The organism is Tessaracoccus pujii, assembly GCF_055326215.1.
In genome coordinates this window covers 164,578-189,009 of sequence record NZ_JBUZNP010000001.1, presented here as the reverse complement: position 1 = coordinate 189,009, position 24,432 = coordinate 164,578, and the positions used below count along the sequence as shown (strand labels likewise).

Below are 24,432 nucleotides of genomic sequence, written 5' to 3'. Positions count from 1 at the left end.
CCACGGCGGTGACCGCCCCTGTCGGCGTTTCGGGATGGTGCGTCAGGCGAGAGCCTTGAGGGCCTCGAACGACCTGGCCGCGTTGGTAATGGGGCCGCCGTCGGCCGGGGGCTCCTCGTCGAGCATGATGTCCTGCTCGAGCACCCAATAGCCGTCGAAGCCGGCGTCGTCGAGGAGGCGCACGATGGTGGCGAAGTCGATGTCGCCCTCACCGATGGGGACGAACATGCCGCCCTTGATGCCCTCGGACCAGGTGATCTCGCCGGGAAGCAGCTTGGCCGCCATGTCCATGCGCACGTCCTTGGCGTGGACGATGCCCACCCGGTCCGCGTACTTGCGCACGAGCGCGACGACGTCGGCGCCGCCGCACGCGAGGTGGCCGGTGTCGAGGCAGAGGCCGACAGTGGAGTTGTCGAGGACGCGCTCCACCTCGTCGACGTTCTGCACCATGGTGCCCCAGTGCGGATGCAGGACGGCGGTGACGCCCTTGGCCTTGCAGACGTCACTGATCCGGCTGAGGTTGGTAAACAGCGTCTGCCAGCCCTCCTCGTCGAGTTCGGGGCGTGCGTCGTAGCCGTCCTGGCCGGAGTCGGCCGCCAGGACGAGGAACTCGCCGCCCGCGATCTCGAAGGCGCGCAGTTCGGCCTCGACCATCGGGATGGGGTCGAAGTCGGGATCGTGCATGACGGCCAGGAAGAACGCGCCGACAGGCTTGAGGCCGAACTCGGACACGACGGCGGCGCGCTCCTCGGCGTCGACAGGCAGCCAGCCCTGGGGGCCGAACTCGGTGGCGGTGAGGCCGATCTCCTTCATCTCGGTGAGAACGCGCTCGGGGGACATCTGGTAGCCCCAGCCCGGTACCTCACACACGCCCCAGCTGATGGGGGCTCCGGCAATCTTCATGTGCAGCTCCTTCGCGGCAAGCCGCCTCGCGCGGCTCGATGGAACCATTATGTCCTGCCAAAGGGCTGAGTGGAGGGCGCCCCCCCGCAATGTCTGCGGCCGGGGTGTGGGTTGAGCCGGACACGGCTCTCGCGGTGAGGAGTTGAGCCGGACACGGCACTCGCGGTGAGGAGTTGAGCCGGACACGGCTCTCGCGGTGAGGAGTTGAGCCGGACACGGCACTCGACGCGGGCGACGGTGAATTTGCACGTTCAAGCCGCCACGAGTGCCGCATCAGGCTCATGCGGGTCGTGAAGCGTGTGTCAGGCTCGAGGACCGCTTGCGAGAGCCGTGTCAGGCTCAACCCGGGCACGCAACAGCCGTGTCCGGCTCAACGGCATAACCCGCACCGCGCAAAGCGGACCCCGGCTTGTGGCGCTCGCCTCCAATGTGCTGACATTGATACCGCCGCGACACAGCTGCGGCCTTACCCCCAGGAGCACACATGATTCGCTTCGCGATCATCGGGGCCGGACGCATCGGCCAGGTCCACGCACGCGCCATCGCGTCCCACCCGCAGGCGACGCTGTCGTTGGTCTACGACGCGTTCGAGGCGCCCGCCAAGTCGCTCGCCGATGCGTACGGGGCGCGCTACACCCTCGAGGTCGAGGATGTCTACGGCGCCGACGACGTCGACGCGGTCATCATCGGCTCGCCCACCGCCATGCACGTGGAGCAGATCCTGGGGGCCGTCAAGGGCGGCAAGCGGGTCATGTCCGAGAAGCCCGTGGCGCTGGAACTCGACGAGGCGCAACGCTGCCTGGACGAGCTGGGCGCCGAGGCCACCCGCGTCATGCTGGGCTTCAACCGGCGCTTCGACCCCTCCTTCGCCGAGGTGAACGCCCGGGTGGTGGCCGGCGAGATCGGCCCGCTGCAGCAGTTGACCGTCACCTCACGCGACCCCCAGGGCCCCCCGGCCAGCTACGTGGCAGGCTCGGGCGGCATCTTCAAGGACATGACCATCCACGACTTCGACATGGTGCGATTCTTCCTCGGCGACATCGTCGAGGTCAGCGCCTTCGGCACCAACGCCGACGAGGAGATCAAGGCCGCCGGTGACTTCGACCAGGCCATGGTGCTGCTCCGCAACGCCGACGGCGCCCTGGCCACCATCGTCAACTCGCGCACCTGCGCCTACGGATACGACCAGCGCCTGGAGGCCTTCGGGGCCGACGGCGCACTCTCGGCGGACAACCTCACCGCGACCTCCGTGCGCGCCGCCAGCGCCACGCAGACCGACGCGCGGGGACCCGTCCTCAACTTCTTCCTCCAGCGGTACGAGGCGGCCTACCGCGACGAACTGAGCGCCTTCATCGACGCGGTGGTGGCCGACGGCGACGTGTCGCCCAACGTCGTCGACGGCGTCGAGGCGCTCAAGCTCGCGGAGGCAGCGACCATCAGCGCCCGCGAGGGGCGCGCCGTCAGGCTCTAGTCGGTCTCGTCGGTGGACGTGACGTAGTCCGCCCACTGCTCGATCTTCCATCCGTCAGTGGTCGACCCGTTGAGGACGATCCACTGGGTGTTGTGCAGCGGCTGGGCGTTCTCGAACCCGATCGACGGGTCCTGCGAGATCGCCCAGACGCGCAGCGCCGCGCCATGGCTCACCAGCGCCACCACGTCGTCGCCGGCCCGCTCCATGGCCGCGACGGCGTTGGTGAACCGCGTCATGAACTGGCGCGCCGTCTCACCGCCCTCGAGGCCCTCGTCGAGGTTGTCCGGGGCCCACCTGTTGAGCATGCCCACGTAGACACTCCAGTCCGTGTTCATCTCCTCGATCCCGGCGGCGATCTCGTGGATGCCGTCGGCGATCACCAGGTCCAGCTCCCGTGCCTTCGCCAGCGGAGTGGCCGTCTGCTGCGCCCGCGTCAGCGTGGACGCATAGAGCGCATCGATCCGCTCGTGCGCGAGGGCCTCGACGAGCGTCTCAGCCTGCGTCAGCCCGTTCTTGTTGAGTGGTGCCCCCGGGAAGGCGGTGTCCAGCTGGCGGTTGACGTTGCTCTCGGTCTCCCCGTGACGGATCAGGATCAGGCGCATGGGTCCACCGTACCGGGAGCATGCGACAGGGGCGGAGCCCGAAGGCCCCGCCCCAGTCCGGGTGTTGACTTCGACTAGCGGTTCTTGCGCTCGTCGATGATGACCGCCACCACGATGATGGCGCCCTTGACGACCATCTGCATGAAGGGGGAGACGTTCATGAGGTCGAGGCCGTTGTTGATGACGCCGATGATCAGGGCGCCGACGACGACGCCCCACACGACACCGATGCCGCCGTTGAAGGACACGCCGCCGATCACGGCCGCGGTGATGGCGTCGAGCTCGAGCATGACGCCCAGGGTGGGCTGGCCGGAGCCGATGCGTGCGGCCAGGATCATGCCGGCGAGGCCGGCGAGCATGCCGATCAGGGTGTAGATGAGGAACTGCACCCTGCCGATGCTGATGCCCGAGACGCGGGCGGCCTGCTCGTTGCCGCCGATGGCGTAGGTGTGCCGGCCGAAGCGGGTCCGGTTGAGGATCACCCAGATCACGCCCGCGACGATGATGAAGATGATCATCGGGACGGGAACGCCCAGGATGTTGCCCTGGCCCATCCAGTTGAACCCGGGGGCGAGGTTGGAGACGGGGCGTCCGCCGGTGTAGATGTTGGCCATGCCGCGTGCTGCGGTCATCATGCCGAGGGTGGCGACGAAGGGCGGGATGCGGAAGTAGGCGACGAGGGTGCCGACGATGGCCCCGATGATCGCGCCGACGAGGAGGCCGACGATCACGGAGACGAAGATGGGCATCGGGGGGAGGCCGGGGAACATCGCGGTGTCGCTCTGGACCTGGGCGAGGCTGGCGGAGACAACGGCCACCAGTGCGACGGTGGAGCCGACCGAGAGGTCGATGCCCTTGGTGATGATGGCGAACATCATGCCGAGGGCGACGATGCCGATGGGGGCCACCTGCACGACGACGTTGATGAGGTTCTGGGACCTCAGGAACGTGCCGCCGGTGACGATGGCGAGGATCACCATGAAGGAGATCAGGATCAGAAGGATGGCGTACTTCTTGATGGCCGCCGTCGTGTTGAACTTCGGTTTGGCTTCTACTGTGGTGTCAGACATTGGTGGTGGTTCCTTCCTACGCGGCCGCGGTGCCGCCGGTGGCGAGTTGCATGATGGACTCCTGGTTGGCTTCCGCGCGGGAGAGCTCACCGGAGATGCGGCCTTCGTGCATGACGATGACGCGGTCGCTCATCCCGAGGATCTCGGGCAGTTCGGAGGAGACCATGATGATGGCCTTGCCCTGTTGCGCGAGCTGCGACATGAGGCGGTGGATCTCACTTTTGGCGCCCACATCGATTCCTCGGGTGGGCTCGTCGATCATGAGGATCTCAGGGACGGTGAGCAGCCAGCGCGAGATGAGCGCCTTCTGCTGGTTGCCGCCGGAGAGGTTCTTGATCAGCTGCTCGAGCGTGGGGGTCTTGATCCGCAGCGCCTGGCGCTGGGCCTCGCTGTCCTTGCGGATCTGGGCCATGTTGAGGAAGCCCTTGGGGGAGTACTTCGGCAGCGCGGCGATGGTGATGTTGTCGCGCACCGACAGCACACCCATGATGCCGTTGTGCTTGCGGTCCTCGGTGAGCATGCCGATGCCGGCGGCGATGGCGTCCTTCGGTTCCCGGACCTTGAGTTGTTTGCCTTCGACGAAGATCTCGCCGCTGTCGGCGGGGGCGATGCCGAAGATGGTCTCGAGGACCTCGGTGCGTCCTGCGCCCATGAGGCCGGCGAAGCCGAGGATCTCACCGCGGCGCACCTCGAAATTGACGTCGCGGACGAGCCTGCCGCGGTTGAGGTTGCGGACCGAGAGCACCACGTCGCCGATCTCGGCGTCGAGCTTGGGGAACAGGCTGGTGAGCTCGCGACCGACCATGAGCTGGATCAGCTTGTTGCGGTCCAGTTCCTTGGCGGGCAGGGAGACGACGTGCTTGCCGTCGCGGAAGACGGTGATGTCGTCGGAGATCCTGAAGACCTCGTCCATCTTGTGGGTAATGTAGACGATCGCCACGCCGAAGTCGGTGAGCCGCCTGATCATCTTGTGGAGGTGCTCGACCTCCCGCTCGGGGATGGCCGAGGTGGGCTCGTCCATGATGATGATCTTGGCGTCGTAGCTGATGGCCTTGGCGATCTCCACCATCTGCTGGCGGGCCACCGTGAGGTCCTTCATCTTGGCGCGTGGGTCGATTTTGATGTCCCACTCGTCGAAGAGTTCCTTCGTCTTGCGGATGATCAGTTTGGGGTCCAGCAGCCCGAACCTGCCGCGCTGCTCCCGGCCGAGCCAGATGTTCTCGGCCACCATCATCTCCGGGACGGGAGAGAGCTCCTGGTGGATCATGGAGATCCCGTGCTCGAGGCCGTCCTTGGTGTCCTTGAACGTGACCATGTCGCCGGCGAGTTCGACGGTGCCGGCGTCGGGGGTGTACATGCCGATCAGGCACTTCATCAGGGTGGACTTGCCCGCGCCGTTCTCTCCCATGAGCGAGTGGACCGTGCCGCTGCGAACGTCCAGCTGTACGCCGTCCAGGGCCACCACGCCCGGGAAGGTCTTGCGGATATCGCGCATCCGCAGAATCACTTCTTGCATTTCCTATCCTCCCTGTTGAAGGGGGTGGCCGGGGCGAACATCGCACCCGGCCACCTCGTCTTCAATTACTTGAAGTCGGCCATGTTGTCGGGGGTGACAAGCTGGTACGGCACGTCGATGACGGCCGGGACCTCTTCGCCGTTGTACATCATGATGATGGCGTCCACGCCACCCGCACCCTGGCCAGCGGCATCCTGGAACACCGTCACCTCGAGCTCACCGGCTTCCATGGCGGCCAGCGCGTCAGCGGTGGCGTCGACGCCACCCACGAGCACGTCGTCGAGCGTGCCGGCATTCTTCAGGGCCTGGATGGCGCCCAGCGCCATCTCGTCGTTGTTGGCGCAGATGATATCGATCTCGTCACCGGACTGGATCCAGTTCTCGGCGATGGCAAGGCCCTTCTCGCGGTACCAGTTGCCGGCCTGCTCACGCACGACCTCCATGTCCGGGTACTTCGCGACGACGTCCTTGCAGCCCTGGGTACGCAGGCGGGCGGCTTCGTTGGCCGGGTCGCCCTGGATGATGCCGACCTTGCCCTTGCCACCGGCGAGCTCCGCCAGCGCTTCCATCTCGAGCACGCCGGAGACCAGCGAGTCCGAGCCGACGTAGGGGACACCGGCCGGAAGATCGCCCGGGCGGCGGTTCACGTAAGCCAGCGGGGTTTCGGCGTCCACAGCCTTCTGGGTCATGGGGCCCGCAGCATCGGTGTCCACCGGGATCACGATGATGCCGTCGACGCCCTGGGAGATGAAGTTCTCCACCTGGCCGAGCTGAACGTCAGCCTTCTCCTGTGCTGACACGATAGTGACCTCGACGCCGGCCTCCTTGGCGCGGGCCTCGATGCCGTCGGCGACCTTCTGGAGGAACTGGTCCAGGATCGGGAAGGTGACGCCGATCTTGAGGACCTCGCCGTCCTTGGGCTTGACGACCTCGCTGGGGGCGAAGGTCACGGTGGCACCGGCCGACGCGGCCGGTGCGCTGGACTCGCCAGCGGGCGCGGAGGACGTAGGGGTGCTCGCGGTGGTGCCGCAGGCACTCAAGGCGAGGGCGCCGGCGGCCAACAGGCCGACGAGCTTGATTCCTTGCTTCATTGCAGTCTCTCTTCCGAGGTGGGTGCGGGTGTCTGGTGACTCCGCAGGGAGGGAGTGTCGCATCCTTGCGACACAGTCATCATGACGACAGGGGTACATCTATGTCAAGACAAAGGAGGAGATGTTATCGGTTTGTTGCGAACTCCGACTCGAGCCGCTCGCGCATCCGGACGTGGATGGCGTCCGCGTCCTCCTCCCAGCCGAACACGCAGACCGACAGCCGTGCGTCGTACTGGATCTCGCGGAGGTAGCCGAAGACCTCGTCCCACGGAACCTCGCCGTTGCCGATCTCGTTGTGCTGGTGAATGCGCGCATCAACGCCCGGAGGGTTGATGATGTAGCGGTTGCCGACGTTGGCCAGGTGGTTCCAGACGTCGCCGATGTGGATGTGGCGTAGGCGGTCTCCCGCATACTCCATCAGCTCGCGCGGGTTGCTCTTACCCGAGGACAGGTGGAAGAGGTGGGGAAGGCAGAACTGGTAGTTGAACCAGTCCTTGTTGACGCCTCGCACCACCTGGACCGCCCGGTCGTTTGTCTCTACAAAGTCGTACGGGTGAGCCTCGACGACGCACTCGATGCCGCGCTTCTCGAAGTCCGGCGCGAGCTCCTCGATTGAGCGGTAGAACTGGTGCTCGCTCGTGAGTGCCCGGTTCGGGTCGCCGGAGAACTCGGTGGCCATCATCGGCACCTCGAGCTCCTCGGCGATCTCCAGAAGCCGGCGCCAGTTGCGCACCTGCGCCTGGCGCTCCTGCTCGTCGGGCGAGGCCCAATTGAACACGGGGTTGAAGGTCTCGATCTTGACACCGGTGGCCTTCATGGACTTCTTGACGCGCGCGATCTCGGCGTTGTCGACCTTGGGGTAGTGGTGCCACTCGTGGAAGTCGGCCCGGGGGGACAGCTCGATGAAGCTGTAACCCAGATCGGCCGCCTTCTCGCACTCCTGGGCGACAGTGAGGTGGGGGTGGTACATGGAGGGGTCGAGCAGGATCTTGACCATGACGGCTTCCTTGGCGTTCTGGGCGGAGGGTGGGCTGGGGGAGGTAGCACTTTCCCGGGCTCGTCGTCGTGCTCGATCATGCCGACCGGTCACCGGATCAGACCCGGGAAAGTGCTTCAGGTATGTCAGGCGTAGAGGGCGGGACGCTCGATCATGGAGATCGGCACCTCGCCGTCCTCCGTCAGGGCCTTGACGCCGGCGTCGCACACGGCGGCGGCGGCGTAGCCGTCCCACGACGAGGAGCCGGTGTGCTGGTCCTGCGACACCGCGGAGATCCACTCCTGGACTTCGGTGACGAAAGCCTGGCCGAAGCGCTGGTTGTGGTCCATCGTGAGCCGGTTGTGGCGACCGAGCTTGTCGGCGCGGTGCACCAGTTCCTGGTCGCCCAGCCGGACGACGCCCTGCTCCGCCACCAGCTCGCACTGGATGTCGTAGCCGTACTGGCAGTTGACGAACACCTCGTCGTCGACGCGGACACCGGACTCGGTGGTGAGGATGAGCACCAGCGGATCCTGCAGGTGCTCGAAGCGCAGGGAGGTCTTCTTCGGCTTGTCGACTCGCGCGGAGACGAACTCCTCGCCCAGTAGCCACCGCATGGTGTCGATCTCGTGGATGGCGGTGTCGTTGATGGCCATGTCCCACGTGTACATCTCGGGCACGGTGGGGTTGCGGTGGGCGTTGTGCACCATGAGGGCCTCGCCCACCTCGCCGTCGTCGAGGATCTTCTTCATCTCGCGGTACGAGGCGTCGAAGCGGCGCATGAAGCCGACGGTGACCAGCTTCTTGCCGGCCTTCTGCTCAGCCTCCATGATCTCGACGCACTCGGCCGCGGTGGGGGCCAGGGGCTTCTCGCAGAACACGTACTTGCCGGCTTCGATGGCCGCGATGACGTCGGGCTTGTGGGCCGGGCCGTAGCTGGCGATCATGATGGCGTCCACGTCGGGCGAGGCGATCAGCTCGGCGCTGGTGGCGAAGGCCGTGCCGCCGATCTGCTCGGCCACCGCGGCCGCATTGTCCGGGTTGACGTCGCTGACGGCCACCACGCGGCCGCCGGAGATGACGGTGTGGATCCGCTCGATGTGGGCCTTGCCCATGCCGCCGGGGCCGATCATTCCAATACGAAGGGTCATGTGTTGTCCTTGGGGATCAGAGGAGGCCGAGGCCGCAGGAGGCCAGGAACTCGCGGGTCTTGATGGCGTTGGGGAGCGGGTAGCCGGGGTCGCAGCCGAACATGTCCTGCTCGGTGATGACGTAGAGCTCCTTGTTGAGGTCCGCGAGGGCCTCGACAAGGGTCGGCATGTCGGGCTCGCCCTCCGGCGGTGCGACGGAGCAGCCGGCCTTGACGGCCTTGACGAACGGCCAGTCCTCGTCGTGGGCCTGCTTGACCAGCTTGGGGTCCATGGCCTTGATGTGCACGTAGCTGATGCGCTCCGGGTAGTCCTTGATGAGCGCGATGTTGTCTGCCATGCCGTAGACGATGTGGCCGGTGTCCAGGCAGAAGCCGACGTACTCGGGATCCGTGGCCTGGAAGATGCGGTCGATGTCCTCGCGGGTCTCGATGTGCGAGTCGCCGTGGGGGTGCAGCACCATCTTGAGGCCGTAGTCCTCCTTCATCATGCGGCCGAGGCGATTCGCGTTGTTGATGTAGAGGTCCCAGGCGGCGCCGTCGAGGTGGCGGTCGTCGGTGAAGTCACCGGTGATCTCGTCGCGGAACATGGGGGGCAGGTGCACCACGTACTCGGCGCCGACGGCGGCGTGGGTCTCGCCCACGGCACGGAAGGTCTTCTCGGTCTCGGCCCAGGCCTCCTCCTTGTGCAGGATCCCCCACGCGGTGCCGGCGACGACGCGGAAGCCGCGCTTGCCCATCTCCTCCATGAGGCGCTTGGGGTCGGTGGGGAAGTAGCCGAACGGCCCGGTCTCCATGACGGAGAAGCCGGCCTCTGCCATCTCGTCGAGCGCCTTCTCCCACGGGATCTGGTCCGGGTGCTCGGGGAACCAGACTCCCCACTGGTCGGGGCAGACACCGACGGTCAACTTGGAGTAGCGGGGATCAGTGTTACGGCTCTTGTCGACAGCCATCGTCATCCTTTCGGGGTTGCTCATCCTTGAGCTTGTGCTCAGTCTAAGCATGGCTGCTTTGTACTGTCAATGGGGGTCGGTGTAGGGAATTCTGTGTCGCGACTAGCGGTCTGACGACGCCACTTGTCCGGACAAGCGGGACGGCATGGTCAACGCCCTCGCGCCACCAGGCTGTCCATGGTCGCGACGTCGAAGCCGGGCCGCTCGGGGCGGTTGGTCATCAAGGTCCACGCGACTCCGACGGTGGGGTTGATCCAGAACTCGGTGCCGGACCATCCTGCATGCCCGAAGACGCCGTCGGCGGCCCCCCAGCCGGGGAGCTTGAAGGTGAAGCCGTACTCGTCGCCGTCGTCCTGGGGGAGTGGCTCGTGCACCGGGACGCCGACGGTGAGCGGCGCGCGCATCAGGTCCAGCGTCGCTGGGCGCACGACGGCGCCGTCTCCCCGCAGGAGGGAGATCGCCACCGTGAGCAGGTCCTCCGCGCGCGCGATGACGCCGGCGCCGGGGTGGTGCTGGGCGGCGAAGGTGGCCATGTCGAACGCCTCGAGCCCGAGCACGGGGGGCGGGTCCGCGGCCTCGTCGAGGGTGAACCTGGTGCCGAGGTTTTCGTTGAGAGCGGCGAGCCCGGCCTCCCACGTCGAGCCGCCGGCGTGCTCGATCAGCGCCGCGATGCCCTCGAAGGCGAGTGAGGAGTAGCGGCGCAGCGAGCCGACGGGGGTGTCGCGGCCGGCGGCGACGAGGGACTCACGCAGGGGCCGCGGGTCGTCCAGCTCCGGCTCGGTGATGCCGGAGGTGTGCGAGGCGAGGTGGCGGAGGGCGACGACGTCGTCGCGGCCCGCGCCGAACCCGGGGAGGGCATCGGTCAGGGGAGTGTCGAGCGTCAGCGTGCCGCGCTCGAGTTCGCGGGCGGCGATGAGGCCGACGAGGGGCTTGGTGATGGAGAACAGTCGGTAGTGGTCGTCGATTCGGGCCTCGCGGTTTCCGGTGCGCCCGAACGACTGCAGGGCCACGACGCCCTCACGCGTGGCGACCCCCAGCACGGCGGTCGGGAGGCCCCCCTCGCGGACGAGGGCCGAGACGTACTCGAAGGCCGCGTCGAGGCCGGGGGAGTGGGAGGTGGTCGTCATTGGTTCGCCTCGTCGGGGTGTGAAGGGACAGCGCTTGCCCTCCTGGCATCGTAGGGCGCGATCCGCACTCAGGGCGGAGGGGCCGCACGTCACGTCACGCGGGGCCGTCTCTTGGAAACGATTCCACGCTCGCCACGGGACTATAGGCGTCCGACTAGGATCTTTGTCCGCTCAAGCTCGCGGACCTGTGTCCATTTCGTTACGTCTCGGCTATTGCGAAACGTTTCAAAGGGTGTTAGCTTGTGGGAAGGCGCTTTCCAGGCGTGATTGGCGTCCAGTTGCCGGTCATGCGCAGCCAAGAACGACGACGTTCCGAACCCGAGAGGACACAACCGATGTTCCCCAAGAAGCACACACTCGTGGCGCTGATCGCCAGCGCGGCCCTAGCCCTGACGGCCTGTGGTGGCGGCGAGACCGCCCCTGAGGTCACCGCCTCCTTCGATCCCAACGAGGCGGTGTCGCTCACGTTCACGTGGTGGGGCAACGACGACCGGGCAGCCCGGTACGAGAAGTTGATCGCAGCGTTCAACGAGGAGTACCCCAACATCGAGATCAACGGCACGTTCACGGACTTCCCCTCCTACTGGGAGAAGAAGCAGACCGAGGCTGCAGGCGGGGGACTGCCGGACGTGTGGCAGTTCTCCGACAGCTACCTCCGTCAGTATGCCGAGCCGGGCTATCTGCTGGACCTCGGCACCGTGTCCGAGTACATCGACATGGGCACCTTCGACGATGGGCTCAAGGGCACCGGTCAGCTTGAGGGCGTCCAGTACTCGCTCCCCACCGGCTACAGCACGTGGGCGAATTTCGTCAACGACGGACTGATCGCCGAGCACGGGCTGGAGATGCCCGAGGGCGGCACCACCTTTGCCGAGTTCACCGACTGGATGGCCGGCGTCACCGAGAAGACGGGCGGAACCGTGTACGGCGGCACCGACGTCACGCAGCGGATCCAGACCTTCGAGTTGTCTCTGCGCGCCGAGGGCAAGAACCTCTACACCGAGGACGGCGAGCTTGGGTTCACCAAGGAGGAGCTGAAGGCCTTCTGGGAGTCCGGTCAGGCCGTCCGCGACGGCATCGGCGTCCCCCAGAACAAGCTGGAAGAGATCGCGCCCAAGTCCGGCTTCGGCGCCAACCTCACCGTCAGTGAGACCAGTTGGAGCAACTTCCTGGGCGGCTACCTGGCTGATTCGGGCGCCGAATCGATCTCGATGATCGCGCCTCCCACCGCAGTGGAGGGGTCGAAGGACCTCTACCGCCAGGCAGGCCTGCAGATGGCCATCTCGGAGAACACCGAGCACCCGGAGGCCGCCGCGCTCTTCCTGGACTTCGTTGTCAACAGCGCCGAAGCCGGCGAGATCTTCGGCACCACCCTGGGCTTCCCTGCCTCCAGCAGCAAGCTCGAAGGCGCCGTGCTGGAGGGACCCGATAAGCAGGTGGCTGATTTCCTCGCCTCCGTTGAGGACCGCGTCGGCGACGCCCCGCCGGTGCCAGTTGTCGGCTACGGCGCCCTGGAGCAGAAGTTCTGGGATCTGGGCAAGGCGCTCGGGCTCGGTGCCGTGACCGTCGACGAGGCTGTTGACCAGTTCTTCGCCGAGACCGATGTCATCCTCGGCTGAGCCGCGGAAACGGACCTGACACCATGACCATCGCACCCAAGAGTGCGGCCACGATCACCGCGGGCCCGGTTCGCCGGGCCCGCGGTGGGGGGCCCGTCACCGCAGGAGAGCACGCGGCGTCCGCGCCCCGCCGCAGGAGGGCCCTGCAGCGCCGCGAGGACGCGGCCGGCTATCTCTTCCTCACCCCGTGGCTGGTGGGCTTCTTCCTGTTGACGGCCGGCCCCATGATCTACTCGTTGTACCTCGCGTTCACGAACTACAGCATCTTCGGCACCACGGAGTTCATCGGCCTGGGCAACTTCGAGCGCATGCTCAACGACGAGGTGTGGTGGGGGTCGGTGCGCATCACGCTGATCTACGTGCTCGTGGGAACCCCGATCAAACTCGCTGCAGCCCTTGGCGTGGCCATGCTGCTCAACTACCGCAGCCGCGGCACCGGCTTCTTCCGCTCGGCGTTCTACGCGCCGTCGCTCATCGGGGCATCCGTCAGCATCGCCATCGTGTGGCGTGCCATGTTCTCGACGGGCGGGCCGGTGGACAGCTCGCTCAGCATCTTCGGCATCAACATCGGCGGTTGGGTGGGTGTCCCGGCGCTGATCCTGCCCATGATGATCCTGCTGGCCGTGTGGCAGTTCGGGGCGCCGATGGTCATCTTCCTGGCCGGGCTCAAGCAGGTGCCCGCCGAACTGTACGAGGCGGCCTCCGTCGACGGCGCGGGACCGTTCCGCAAGTTCGTCAGCGTGACGCTGCCGATGCTCTCGCCGGTCATCTTCTTCAACCTGCTCCTCGAAATGATCCACGCCTTCCAGATCTTTGCCTCGGCCTACATCATCGGCTCGGGCACCGGCGGGCCTGCGGGAGCCACCAACTTCTACACCGTCTACCTCTATACGCGGGCCTTCACCAACAGCCAGATGGGTTACGCCTCGGCGATGGCCTGGGTGCTGCTGGCCGCCGTCGGTGTGATCGCCTTCGTCATGTTCCGCACCTCCAACCAGTGGGTGCACTACTCGGGAGACAAGCGATGACCGCCTCCACCTCCGCCCCTCAGCGGGGCGCCCTCGTGGGGCCGCGGCCCCGCGGCATGCGCAGCAGGCGCACATGGGCCACCGTCGGATGGGTAGCGGCCATGGTGCTCCTCACCGCAGTGGTCCTGTACCCGCTTGCCTGGATGTTCTCGGCCTCGTTCAAGCCCACGGCCGAGTTCGGCGCCAACCAGTCGTTCCTGCCGGAGAATGCCACCATTCAGAACTACTTCAAGGTCCTTGAAGGCATCGGCGGGGTGCCGCTGTGGCGGTTCTTCGCCAACTCGTTCATCCTGGCCACATTCTCGGTGGTGGGCATCGTGATCTCCGCGTCGCTGGCGGCCTACGCGTTCGCGCGCGTCAGGTTCCGGGGAAGCGGCGTCTGGTTCGCCATCATGATCGGCACCCTGCTGCTGCCGTTCCACGTGCTGATCATCCCGCAGTACATGCTGTTTCGGCGGCTCGACCTGATCGACACCTTCGTTCCGCTGCTGCTTGGCAAGTTCCTGGCCGTGGAGGCGTTCTTCGTCTTCCTCATCGTCCAGTTCATCAGGGCGCTTCCCCGCGACATGGATGAGGCGGCGCGCATCGACGGCTGCGGCCACTGGCGGATCTTCTGGCTGATCATCCTTCCGCTGATCAAGCCGGCCCTGGTGTCGGCGTCGATCTTCGCATTCATCTGGAGCTGGAACGACTTCCTCGGGCCGCTGCTCTACCTGAACTCGCCGGAGAACTACCCGCTGCCGCTGGCTCTGCGGGTGTTCAACGACCAGACGTCGACGTCGGACTACGGCGCGACGGTCGCGGTGTCGGTCCTGGCGTTGCTGCCCATCCTGCTGTTCTTCATCATCTTCCAGCGGTTCCTCGTGGAGGGCGTCTCGACGCAGGGGCTGAAGGGATGAGGCGACGGTCGCGGTTCGCGGTACAGGAGCCTGCCGACGGCAGCGTGCTCCGGTGGCCGGGTGCCACGGCCAAGTTCGCGCTGCTCGGCGAGGTGCTGTGGGTGGGCATCCTGATGGCGGTGGCGTGCCTGCCGGTGGTCACCTGGCCAGCGGCCTTCGCAGCGGGCACCTCGCACCTGCGTCGGTTTCTGCGCGGTGAGTCCTCGACGGTGGCGGAGTTCGTCGACGACGTGCGCCGCGCGATACCAGGCGGGGTCGTCGTCGGGTTTGCCTCGCTGGTGGCAGGCGCCCTGGTGGCGCTCGACCTCGGGATCGCGGCGGGAGGGGGTCTGCCCGGTGCGATCCCGATCGCCGTCGTCGTGAGTGCCCTGGCTATTGTTGCCGTCGTCCTCGTGCTCACGGCTACGGTGTCCTGGGCGGCCGGCAGCCGCTGGCGGGTATTGCTGGCGGATGCTTCCCGTCGCCTGGCGAGGCACCCGATCACCGCGCTCATGACCGTTGTCGCACTGGGGCTCGCCGCAGTCATCGTCTGGCAGTACCTGCTGCTGATCGTGCCGGCGTTGGGCATGCTGGCGTTCGCCGTCGTGGCGATCCACGAGCGGCACCTCGCCACCTAATCCGGGTTCGACGTGCGCCCCATCGTCACGCTCGGAGTCGAGTTCGACCCTAGGTCTGACACTTGGCCTCCGGGGCGGGGGCTATGGGAGGTGGGGGACGTCTCCCCGCAGGCCCGTCGAGGTGACGATCATGTCCGGCTGGCCGCCGCTGTGGGTGATCGACCGGTCGTCGCCGTGGACCGTCAGCTGGGTGCGGTGGTGCCGCAGCGCCTTGGCGACCCGCGGGCGGTAGCCCTCGAGATCGAACCACCTCGCCGCGACCTCCCGGTCCGTGGTCAGCGCGGCGAACGGGATCCCCACCGACTCGGCCGCGGCTCGGCTCAGGTGGTGCGTCCGCACGTGGTCCGGGTGGCCGTACCCGCCGTCGTCGTCGTAGCTGACGACGAGGTCCGTTCCCATCTTGCGCAGGAACGCCGCGATGTCGGCCGTCGCCTCCGACTCGTCGGCCGAGGTCAGGGACCGCTCGTCGGCCTCGTCGCCAGGACCCGCGACGCCTTCCGAGATCCATTGCATGCCTGAGTCGAGGTAGCGCCGCGGCTCGTCCGAGGCGCGGGCCGGCGGCATGCCGAGGTAGGCGTGGGCGTGGACCCCAAGCGAGTCGAGCGCGCCTGCCAATTCGGCCTCTCGCCGCTGCTCCAACGCCGGGGTGCCGGCCAGATGAGACAGCGGACCCGGCACCACTGCGCCCATTTCGCCGCGGGTGCACGTGAGGACCGAGACCTTCAGCCCCTCGTCGACCAGATGCGCGATGAGGGCGCCGGAGGCGAGCGTCTCGTCGTCGGGGTGGGCGTGGATGAAGGTGACGTGTTTGACTGCGCCGTTGGCGATGGCGCGACGGTAGGCCTGCAGCGTCCGGTCCGCGACGTGAGCCCACGTCATCGATTCGGCGCGCTCGCGGGCGGTGGCACCCATGCGGGCGCGGCGCTCGGGGTCGCGGAGGAGGCGGAGGAGTGCGGCGGCCCAGTCCTCGGGGTCATGCGTGGGGACCAGGTCCCCGGTGTGGCCGTTGCAGATCGCCTCGGTGAGCCCACCCGCCGCCGCGGCGAGCGTCGGAATGCCGGAGGCCGATGCCTCGAGCGCCACCAGCCCGAACGTCTCGGAGTGTGAGGGGACCAGCATGACTGAAGCGTGGCGAACCATCTGCGCGAACGACTCGCGGCCCTGCCCGGGCAGGAACGTCACCCAATCACGCACGCCGAGCTCGTCGACGAGCCCGTGCAGTTCCGCCTCGTAGGCCGCGAAGTCCGCAGACACCTGACCCACGATCACCAGGTCGGGGCGCTCGTCCTCCGGCAGGAGAGCCAGAGTCCGGATCGCGATGTCCGGCCCCTTGAGCGGCTGCAGGCGCGCGGCGAACAGGAGATACCCGGGCGCCACGCCCGGCGCGGGTGTCCATCCCTCACCAGGCTCGGCCGGGTGGAACAGCTCGATGTCGACGCCGGGCCGCACGATCATCACCTGCTCGGGATCCGCCTGGCAGCGGCCGATCACGACGGCCGCCTCGTGCCGCGACACCGCCAGGATGAGGTCGGACTGCGTGGCGCAGTACACCTCGCCGTCGATCCGGGCCGGGGACTCCGGCGGCTCGCCGTCGCGGAGCGAGGAGTTGGGGTGGGCCGCCACCGAGTGGAAGGTCATCAGGTGCGGGATGCCGGCCTCGCGGGCCAGCGGGATCGCCGCGACACCCGACATCCAGTGGTGGCTGTGCACCAGGTCGAACCGGTCCAGCGAACCCAGATTCCCGCGGAACTCGTCGATGTACTGATCGATCTCGCTCTTGGGCAGCGGCCTGGCCGGACCGGCGGTGATGTGGTGCACGGTGAGGCCGGCATCGAGGATGTCGGTGTCGGGCTGGCTGGCGGACGAGCGCCGGGTGAAGAACTCCACGTGTGCACCGGCCTGCTGCAGCGCCGTGGCCAGCGCCCGGATCAAGACGTTCATGCCTCCCGCATCGGCGGTCCCGGCCCGCTCCGCGGGTGACGTGTGGAGCGAAATGAAGGCGACGCGCATGGACGGGACGGTACACGAGACGCCGCACGCGGTGTTCCAGGACCGGCCCCGGCTGGCAGGATTGGGCGCATGACTCAGCCTGTGCATCTCGTAGTGGTCGGCGTGGCCGGGACCGGCAAGACGACCATCGGCGTGGCCCTGGCCGAGCACTTCGGGCTGCCGTTCGCCGAGGGCGACGACTTCCACAGCCAGGCCAACCGCGACACGATGGCGGCCGGACAAGCGCTCACGGACGAGGACCGCTGGCCCTGGCTGGCGTCGCTGCGCGACTGGATGTCCGAGCAGGCGGCCGCGGGCCGTTCGTCGGTGGTGGCGTGCTCTGCCCTACGCGAGGCCTACCGCGACGTCCTCCGCGGGGCGGACGGCGACGTCTTCTTCGTTCACCTGGTGTTGCCGGAGGAGGAGAACCTCGAGCGGCTGGCGTCGCGGCAGGGGCACTTCATGAAGCCCGTGATGCTCGATTCGCAGCGCGCCACGCTGGAGGTGTTCCAGGAGGGCGAGGACGGCGTCGAGGTGGTCAATGTCGGCGACCCGGGTCAGGTGGTCGCGGACATCGCCGACGTCGTCGTGGACCGCTTCGGCGGGCGCCTCAGCCGGCAGGGTGATTCCCCGCCGCGACAGTGAACGCCGTCACCCGCCCGTCCACCTCGGCCTCGTAGTCGCCCGCGAAGCCCTCGACGGCGACCTCGCCGCGCTCGTCGGCCTCCACCGTCGTCTCGGCCACCCACCACTCGTCCCTGATCAGTGCACGCAGCGCCTCGAACGACGGCTTGGGGGACCCGTCGGCGCGCACCAGCCCGATGGGCGCGCCGAGCCAGGCTCCCGCGTCGGTGATGCCCCAGTACGTGATGGACTCCACCGCCGGATGCGCGACGAGGGTGCGGTAATGCCGCGACACCTCGTCAGCCTGTCGAGCCTCACCCTCCCCCGTCGACGGCCAGGACGGGACCTGGTGGTCGTTGAGGTCGACGATGTCCGCAGGCATGACGTCGCCAGAGACAAGGCTGGTCTCGGTCATCTGCAGCGGAAGCCCGAACCGGGCGAACCGGCTCAGCACCTCCAGCGTCCGATCCTCCCCCCAGTAGCCCTGGTGCATGTGGCTCTGCAGCCCGATCGCGTCGATCCTGATGCCCCCGGCCAGGCACTCCTCGATCAGCGCCTCGTAGCGGGCCGACATGTTGAAGTCGTTGAGCACCAGCCGCACCGACGGGTCGGCCCGGCGGGCCGTGTCGAATGCCAGCCGCACCATCTCCAGCCGGCCGATCTCGCGAGCCAGCGCCGTGACGGCGTTCTCCTCGGCGGTGAACTCAGGAAGGATCACCACCTCGTTGATGGCGTCCCACTGGTCCACCAGACCGGCGAAGTCGGTCACCTCGCGGGTCACCCGCTCCTCGATCCGGCGGCGCACCTCCTCGTTCGGCCGCCCCAGCAGCCACTCGGGCGCCAGGGTGTGCCAGACGAGGGGGTGCCCCTTGACGGTCACCCCGCGCTCCTGGAACCAGCGCGCCGCCGCCTGGAGCCGACGGGTGTCGGGCGCACCCTCCGACGGTTCGAACGTGCGCCAGTAGAAGGGGAGCGTCACCGTGTTGAACAGCTCCAGCCACTGACCGGCCAGCGCCTCGGCCATCGCCGTCGGCGCCTGGCCGAACCCGGTGGACGGGGCCCGGTCCTCGCCGTTGGCGAGACCGATGAAGTCGAACCCGATGTTGCCGAACCCGAACGCGTGCCGCGTCTGTCGCACGGTCACCCGCCTCCCGGCGGCGCCGGCACCGAGGGCCGGCCGGGCTCTTCCCATGCGGTGGCCGTAGACCGTCCTGTCGGCTGCCGCGGCGACCACGGTCACGACAGGACCACGCGAACAGGCGTGTCCAGCACGCGCCCCTCTCCCACGACGCGACGTTGGCCCGTCACCTCGACGCTCAGGGCGGGCAGGCGATCCTCCGAAGACCAGCCGACGGACAGCTGCACCTCGCCGGGCTCGACGATCCGAGCCATGTCGACGCCCGTGAACGACAGCCGGTCCGCGTGCACCGCGAACGTCACCCGGGCGGACGTGCCCGCCGCCAGCTGCACCTTGCGGAAGCCGATCAGTTGCTTCAGCGGGCGCACGACCTCGGCCCACGGGTCGCTGAGGTAGAGCTGCACCACGTCGGCGCCGTCGCGATCCCCGGTGTTGGTGACCGTGACGGACACCTCGACGGACCCCTCGGCCGTCATCGTCGCCGACGACACCTCCGCGTCCGTGTACTCGAAGCTCGTGTACCCGATCCCGTACCCGAACGGGAACCGCGGGATGGGGTCCAGGTTGGAGATGCCGTTGGAGAACCATGCCAGGGGCGCGGCGAGGTAGGTGCCGGGCTGGCCGCCGTGGTGCGCGGGGAGCCCGATGGGGAGCCGTCCCGACGGGTTGACCGCGCCGGTGAGCACGCCCGCCAGCGCGTCGGCTCCCTCGACGCCCGGCATGAACGCCTGGAGGACGGCCGCGCAACGGTCGGCGTACTCACCGATGGCATACGGGCGGCCGGTGACCAGCACCAGCACAGTCGGGGTGCCGGTGGCCAGGACGGCCTCCACCAGCTCGCCCTGCCTGCCGGGCAGGCGCAGGTCCACCGCGTCGCAACCCTCGCCGGAGGTGCCGTCGCCGAACATGCCGGCTATGTCGCCCACCGTCAACACGGCCACGTCCGCAGCCGCGGCCGCCTCCACGGCCGCCGCGAGCTCCTCGTCGGTGCCGTGCATGAAGCCCGTGCCCCGTGTGAAGGTGACGGCGTCACCCAGCGCGGCCGTGAGGGCGTCGTCGAGCCCCCGGATGGGGATCCCGGTCTCAGTCCCGGTCTTGGCCAGCACGTGGTTGGGGAAGGAGTAGCACCCCATGAAGCTGCGCACATCCGCCCAGGTGGGGCCGATCACGGCCACGCGGCGGCCGGTGTCCAGCGGAAGCACCCCGTCGTTCGAGAGGAGCACGATCGACTCCTCGGCCACCCGGCGGGCGAGGTCGCGGTTACGGGGCGAGTCCAGGTCCACGGAGGGATCGACGGCGGGCTCCCAGCCCTCGTCGAGCAGCCCGAGCTCCAGCTTCTGGCGCAGTACGCGCCGCGCCGAGCGGCGCACATCGTCCTCGCTGAGCATCCCCCGCGAGATGGCCTCCTCGATGGCCCAGTACGCCCCGGTCGAGGGCAACTCGATGTCCAGCCCGGCCCGCAGGGCGAGCGCGGCGGCGGTGGCGTCGTCGGGCGCGATCCGGTGCATCCGGGTGAGGAACGCGATGCTCCAGTAGTCCGAGACGACGGTGCCCTCGAAGCCCCAGCGGTCGCGCAGCACCCCGGTGAGGAGCTCGGCCGACGCCGCGGCCGGCTGGCCGTCGACGTCGCAGTAGGAGTTCATGATCGAGCGCGCGCCACCGAGCCGCACCGCCATCTCGAACGGCGGCAGCATGACGTCCTCGAGCTCGCGGCGGCCCATCGACACCGGCGCGTGGTTGCGCCCGGCGCGCCCGGCCGAGTACCCGACGAAGTGCTTCGGCGTGGCGACGACGCCTGCGGACTGCAGGCCCCTCACGTAAGCGGTGCCCAGGGACCCCACCAGGTAGGGGTCCTCGCCGCAGGTCTCCTCGACGCGGCCCCAGCGGTAGTCGCGAACCACGTCGAGCAGCGGGGAGAGCCCCTGCTGCACGCCGACGGAGGCAAGGTCCGAGCCGATGGCCGCGGCCATCTCCTCGATCAGCTCGGGTCGCCACGTTGCTCCCCAGGCGATGGAGGCCGGATAGACGGTGGCACCGAGGGCGGTGAAGCCGGTGAGGCACTCCTCGTGCGCGACGGCGGGGATACCGAACGCGTTGGCGGCCACGACGTCGGCCTGCATCCGGCGAAGTTTCGTGGCGCCGTCGGCCACGCTCACCGGGTCGGTGCCGTAGACGCGGGTGAGGTGCCCGAGGCCGCCATCGACGGCCGTCTCCCACGGAGGCAGTTCCTGCGTGAACTCGCTCTCCATGGGGGCCACGTCGTGGGAGGCGGGGTCGTGGTGGTCCGGGTCCGGAGCCGGCGCCTCGGTCTGGCCGGGGAGCCAGTAGGAGCCGAGCTGATGGGCGAGGTCCGCCAGCGACATGTCGGCCAGGAGCGCGTCGAGACGGGAGTCGAGGGGGAGGCTGGGGTCGGTCCAGGTCATGGAGGAAGTCATTTCTGTTGGATCAGCCCTTGACCGCGCCTTGGAGGCCACCGACGATGCGGCGCTGCATGGTGAGGAAGAAGACCATGGCGGGGATCATGGACAGGGTGGTGAAGGCGAACACCCCGGCGGTGTCGGAGGAGTGCTCGGTGGAGAAGTCGGCCACACCCAGCGGCAGCGTGCGCATGTCACCTTGGAGGAGCAGCAGGGGCAGCAGGTAGGCGTTCCAGGAGCCGACGAAGGCCAGCACGCCGACGGTGACGAGGCCGGCCCCGGACAGCGGCACCATGATGCGCGTGAAGATGCTGACCCGGCTGGCGCCGTCGATCATCGCGGCCTCCTCGAGCTCGGCCGGGATGGCCTGCAGGAAGGGGCGCAGGATGACGATGGTCATGGGCAGCGCGAACGCGGCCTGGGGGAGCGCGACGCCCCACCACGTGTTGCTCATGCCGAGGTCCTTGCTGATGATGATGAACAGCGGGATCACGGCCACGGTCGCGGGGAACAGCAGGCCCAGGACGAAGATCATGTAGACCTTCTCGCGGCCGGGGAAGCGGTAGCGCGAGAGCGGGTAGGCGGCCATCAGGCCGAAGACCACCACGATCGCTGTGGTGAGCAGCGCGATGACCAGCGAGTTGAGGCCGTAGCGCCAGAAGCTCGAGTTGCTCAGCACGCCGAGGTAGTTGCCCCAGACCCACGGGTCCGGGAAGCCCGCCGGGCTCTCCGCGAGCTGCGCGTTGCTGCGGAAGCCGCCGAGGACCGAGTACAGAACCGGACCGATGGAGAAGCCGGCCACGATGAGGGCCACGAGGTAGACGAGCGGGTTGGCGCTCACCCGGGGGCGGCGCGGCGCTGTCTCGGCGGCCGGGGCGGCTGCGGTGGCGGTCATCGGCGAACCTTTCGCTTGTCGTTGTCGGCGGTGTCGCGGCTGAGGATGAAGCGCTGGTACAACAGCGCCATGGTGAGCGCCACCACGAACAGCACCACGGACGCGGCACCGGCGATGCCGTAGTTGCTCCTGCGGGTGCCCTCGGTGATGAGGAAGGTGGCCATCGTGGTGGTGGAGTTGGCGGGCCCACCTCCGGTGAGGATCCACACCATGTCGAACAGTTGCAGCGAGCCCACCATGGACAGGAAGGCCCAGGTGCGCAGCGTCGGGCCGAGCAGCGGGATGGTGATGTGGCGCTGGGTCTGCCACCACGAGGCGCCGTCGATCTGGGCCGCCTCGTCGAGTTCCTGCGGGACGCCCTGCAGGCCGGCGAGGAACAGGATGATCGCGAACCCGAGGTACTTCCAGGTGAGCACGATCATCACCGTCCACAGGGCCAGGTCCGGCGTGCCGAGGAACCCCTGCGCGGGGCCCTGGATGCCGACGGCGGCGAGGATGGAGTCGATGACGCCGTAGCGGGGCTGCAGGAGCTGGAACCACACCACGCTCGCGATGACCTCGGCGAGGATGTAGGGGACGAAGACGATGGTGCGCAGCAGCCCCTGGAACCTCATCTTTCGGTTGAGGAGCAGCGCGACGGCGATGCCGAGCGGCAGCTGGATGGCGATGGACGCCACGACGATGAAGAGGTTGTGCCCGAGCGCCCCGAGGAACACGTCGTTGCTCAGGACGGAGGCGTAGTTGCGGAGTCCGACGAAGTCGGCGAGGGGCCCGAAGCCCTTCCAGCGGTAGACGGAGAACTGGACGGCGCGCAGCATCGGCCAGACGACGAACATGAAGAACAGCGTGAGGGCGGGCAACACGAAGACGGCGATCTCGAGGCCCATCTTCCAGTTGACGGGCCGCTTCCGACCGGGGGAGAGCGGGCGCCGGTCGCGCCCGCTCTCGTCGGTGGTGACCCGGACCGCCGCCGCCTGCTCAGAGGTGGCGTTGGTCATGGATTACTTCTCCGCGTCCGCAGCGGCCTGGGTGGCGTCGACGATCTCCTGCGGAGTCGCCTGGCCGGCGAAGGCCAGGGCGATCTCGTCGTTCATGGCGCCGCCGATGGAGGTGCCGAAGGCCGTGTCGAAGTAGAGCTGGACGTAGCCTGCCGCGTCGCGGACCTCGAGGAGCTTGGCCAGCGCGGGATCAGCGACGAACTCGGAGGCCGTGGGGTTGGTGGGCAGCCCCATGTCGAGCTCGGCGAAGCCCTTCTGGACCTCGTCGGAGAGGAGGTACTCGACGAATTCGACGGCCTCGTCGGGCGCGTCGGCCGGGACGCCCCAGGCGTCGCCGCCGCCGAGCGCGGCGCTCTGGTCGCCCTCGCCGCCGTCGACCTCAGGGAAGGCGAACCAGCCGGTGGCGTCGCCGAGGCCCTGCTCGTCCTCGGTCAGGCCCTGCATGACGCCGGGCTCCCAGTGGCCCGCCAGCTCCATGGCGACCTTGCGCGTGGCGAGGAGGCCGGAGGCGCTGGTCGGGCCGGACTGTGCGGGTGTGGTGAGGAAGCCGGGGTTGAACGGCTCCTTGGCCACCAGGTCGGCCAGGTCCTCGCCGGCGCGCACGAAGCACTCGTCGGAGAAGTCGAGGCTCGTCACGGCGCCGGACAGAACGTCCTGCGAGCACTCCCGCAGCGCGGTGTAGTACCAGTAGTGCGCGGCGGGCCACTTGTCGCCGGCGCCCACGGAGATCGGGTCGATGCCGGCGGCCTTGAGCTTGTCGATCGCGTCGTAGAGATCGTCCATGGTGGTGGGGGCCTCGGTGATGCCGGCCTGCTCGAACAGTTCCGTGTTGTACCAGAAGCCCACCACGCCGAGCGAGAAGGGCAGCGCGTAGGTCTTGCCGTCCACCTGCCAGCCGTTGACGGCGCCGCCGAGCTTGTCGATGGTGTCGGCGGCCGACTCCGACAGGTCCTTGACCAGCCCGGCCTCCACCTTGTCGGCCAGCTCGCCGCCGCCGCGCTCCATGTAGATGTCAGGCATGTCGCCGCTCTGCCAGGCGGCCTCGATCTTGGTGCCCATGTCCTCGTGCTGCATGGCCTCGACGGTGATGGTGACGCCAGGATTGGCCGCCTCGAAGTCTGCGGCCACCTTGTCGTAGTAGTCCTTGCCGGCACCCGTGTTGGAGTTGTGCCACCAGGTGAGCGCCACATCGCCGCCGGCGGCGGCGGACGAGGCCCCTGTGGTGGGCTCGTTGGTGGTGCCGCCGCAGGCGGACAGGGCCAGCGCCGCGCTCGCGACGAGTGCCGCGATCTTGGGGAGCTTGTGGGTCATCATTGATCCTCCGGTAGTTGCGTCGCGAAAAATTTCACGAA

21 protein-coding genes are annotated in these 24,432 nt (G+C 68.1%); 6 read left to right on the top strand and 15 right to left on the bottom strand.

Annotation, left to right across the window (positions count from 1 at the left end; translation table 11 throughout):
• Positions 1-42: 42 nt before the first annotated feature.
• Positions 43-903, bottom strand: a complete 861-nt coding sequence (locus ACZK5N_RS00815; protein WP_463624556.1) for a sugar phosphate isomerase/epimerase family protein — start codon at positions 901-903, stop codon at positions 43-45.
• Between the two features lie 484 nt (positions 904-1,387).
• Here ACZK5N_RS00815 and iolG point away from each other — a divergent pair, with 484 nt between their 5' ends.
• On the top strand, positions 1,388-2,374 hold the full coding sequence (gene iolG, locus ACZK5N_RS00810; protein ID WP_463624555.1) for an inositol 2-dehydrogenase: 987 nt from the start codon (positions 1,388-1,390) through the stop codon (positions 2,372-2,374).
• Here iolG and ACZK5N_RS00805 read toward each other — a convergent pair.
• From ACZK5N_RS00805 to ACZK5N_RS00770, 8 genes are all read right to left on the bottom strand, one after another.
• Positions 2,371-2,976, bottom strand: coding sequence for a histidine phosphatase family protein (locus ACZK5N_RS00805; RefSeq protein WP_463624554.1), 606 nt, complete (start codon positions 2,974-2,976; stop codon positions 2,371-2,373). The two genes, iolG and ACZK5N_RS00805, sit on opposite strands and share 4 nt — an antisense overlap.
• Positions 2,977-3,050: 74 nt before the next feature.
• A complete protein-coding gene (locus ACZK5N_RS00800) occupies positions 3,051-4,046 on the bottom strand; it encodes an ABC transporter permease (protein WP_463624553.1) in 996 nt (331 codons plus the stop codon).
• Between the two features lie 16 nt (positions 4,047-4,062).
• Positions 4,063-5,562, bottom strand: coding sequence for a sugar ABC transporter ATP-binding protein (locus ACZK5N_RS00795; protein WP_463624552.1), 1,500 nt, complete (start codon positions 5,560-5,562; stop codon positions 4,063-4,065).
• Positions 5,563-5,627: 65 nt separating this feature from the next.
• Positions 5,628-6,653: a sugar ABC transporter substrate-binding protein gene (locus ACZK5N_RS00790; RefSeq protein ID WP_463624551.1), complete on the bottom strand. Its 1,026-nt coding sequence runs from the start codon at positions 6,651-6,653 to the stop codon at positions 5,628-5,630.
• Positions 6,654-6,777: 124 nt separating this feature from the next.
• The gene (locus ACZK5N_RS00785; protein ID WP_463624550.1) at positions 6,778-7,650 is read right to left on the bottom strand and encodes a sugar phosphate isomerase/epimerase family protein; all 873 of its coding nucleotides are present in this window, start codon (positions 7,648-7,650) and stop codon (positions 6,778-6,780) included.
• Between the two features lie 125 nt (positions 7,651-7,775).
• Complete coding sequence (locus tag ACZK5N_RS00780; protein ID WP_459017933.1) at positions 7,776-8,780, bottom strand: Gfo/Idh/MocA family protein; 1,005 nt, start codon at positions 8,778-8,780, stop codon at positions 7,776-7,778.
• Positions 8,781-8,796: 16 nt separating this feature from the next.
• On the bottom strand, positions 8,797-9,729 hold the full coding sequence (locus ACZK5N_RS00775) for a TIM barrel protein (RefSeq protein ID WP_459017932.1): 933 nt from the start codon (positions 9,727-9,729) through the stop codon (positions 8,797-8,799).
• 149 nt (positions 9,730-9,878) lie between these two features.
• Positions 9,879-10,856, bottom strand: a complete 978-nt coding sequence (locus ACZK5N_RS00770; protein WP_463624549.1) for a serine hydrolase domain-containing protein — start codon at positions 10,854-10,856, stop codon at positions 9,879-9,881.
• Positions 10,857-11,191: 335 nt separating this feature from the next.
• On the opposite strand from ACZK5N_RS00770, the gene ACZK5N_RS00765 reads away from it, so the two are divergent.
• From ACZK5N_RS00765 to ACZK5N_RS00750, 4 genes are read left to right on the top strand one after another with little or no spacing between them, the layout of a single operon-like run.
• Positions 11,192-12,475 carry an ABC transporter substrate-binding protein gene (locus ACZK5N_RS00765; RefSeq protein WP_459017930.1) on the top strand — a complete coding sequence of 428 codons (1,284 nt, stop codon included), beginning with the start codon at positions 11,192-11,194 and terminating at the stop codon, positions 12,473-12,475.
• A gap of 23 nt (positions 12,476-12,498) precedes the next feature.
• Positions 12,499-13,503: a carbohydrate ABC transporter permease gene (locus ACZK5N_RS00760; protein ID WP_459017929.1), complete on the top strand. Its 1,005-nt coding sequence runs from the start codon at positions 12,499-12,501 to the stop codon at positions 13,501-13,503.
• Positions 13,500-14,402 carry a carbohydrate ABC transporter permease gene (locus tag ACZK5N_RS00755; protein WP_459017928.1) on the top strand — a complete coding sequence of 301 codons (903 nt, stop codon included), beginning with the start codon at positions 13,500-13,502 and terminating at the stop codon, positions 14,400-14,402. Before ACZK5N_RS00760 ends, ACZK5N_RS00755 begins: the two co-directional genes overlap by 4 nt.
• Entirely contained in the window at positions 14,399-15,019 is a 621-nt protein-coding gene (locus ACZK5N_RS00750; protein ID WP_463624548.1) for a DUF624 domain-containing protein, read from the top strand. The genes ACZK5N_RS00755 and ACZK5N_RS00750 overlap by 4 nt, the downstream gene beginning before the upstream one ends.
• Positions 15,020-15,100: 81 nt before the next feature.
• On the opposite strand, the gene ACZK5N_RS00745 is transcribed toward ACZK5N_RS00750, so the two are convergent.
• Positions 15,101-17,029, bottom strand: a complete 1,929-nt coding sequence (locus tag ACZK5N_RS00745) for a glycosyltransferase (protein ID WP_463624547.1) — start codon at positions 17,027-17,029, stop codon at positions 15,101-15,103.
• Between the two features lie 69 nt (positions 17,030-17,098).
• Here ACZK5N_RS00745 and ACZK5N_RS00740 point away from each other — a divergent pair, with 69 nt between their 5' ends.
• Positions 17,099-17,653 (top strand): gluconokinase, encoded by a 555-nt coding sequence (locus ACZK5N_RS00740; RefSeq protein ID WP_463624546.1) that lies wholly within the window; start codon positions 17,099-17,101, stop codon positions 17,651-17,653.
• Here the strand turns inward: ACZK5N_RS00740 and ACZK5N_RS00735 are convergent.
• From ACZK5N_RS00735 to ACZK5N_RS00715, 5 genes are read right to left on the bottom strand one after another with little or no spacing between them, the layout of a single operon-like run.
• Positions 17,619-18,872, bottom strand: coding sequence for an endo-1,4-beta-xylanase (locus ACZK5N_RS00735; protein ID WP_463624545.1), 1,254 nt, complete (start codon positions 18,870-18,872; stop codon positions 17,619-17,621). The genes ACZK5N_RS00740 and ACZK5N_RS00735 overlap by 35 nt on opposite strands.
• The gene (locus ACZK5N_RS00730; RefSeq protein ID WP_463624544.1) at positions 18,869-21,193 is read right to left on the bottom strand and encodes a glycoside hydrolase family 3 protein; all 2,325 of its coding nucleotides are present in this window, start codon (positions 21,191-21,193) and stop codon (positions 18,869-18,871) included. Before ACZK5N_RS00730 ends, ACZK5N_RS00735 begins: the two co-directional genes overlap by 4 nt.
• Before the next feature lie 22 nt (positions 21,194-21,215).
• Positions 21,216-22,082, bottom strand: coding sequence for a carbohydrate ABC transporter permease (locus ACZK5N_RS00725; RefSeq protein ID WP_459017922.1), 867 nt, complete (start codon positions 22,080-22,082; stop codon positions 21,216-21,218).
• Complete coding sequence (locus ACZK5N_RS00720) at positions 22,079-23,080, bottom strand: carbohydrate ABC transporter permease (protein ID WP_459017921.1); 1,002 nt, start codon at positions 23,078-23,080, stop codon at positions 22,079-22,081. The genes ACZK5N_RS00725 and ACZK5N_RS00720 overlap by 4 nt, the downstream gene beginning before the upstream one ends.
• A gap of 3 nt (positions 23,081-23,083) precedes the next feature.
• Entirely contained in the window at positions 23,084-24,391 is a 1,308-nt protein-coding gene (locus ACZK5N_RS00715; protein ID WP_459017920.1) for an extracellular solute-binding protein, read from the bottom strand.
• Positions 24,392-24,432: the final 41 nt, after the last annotated feature.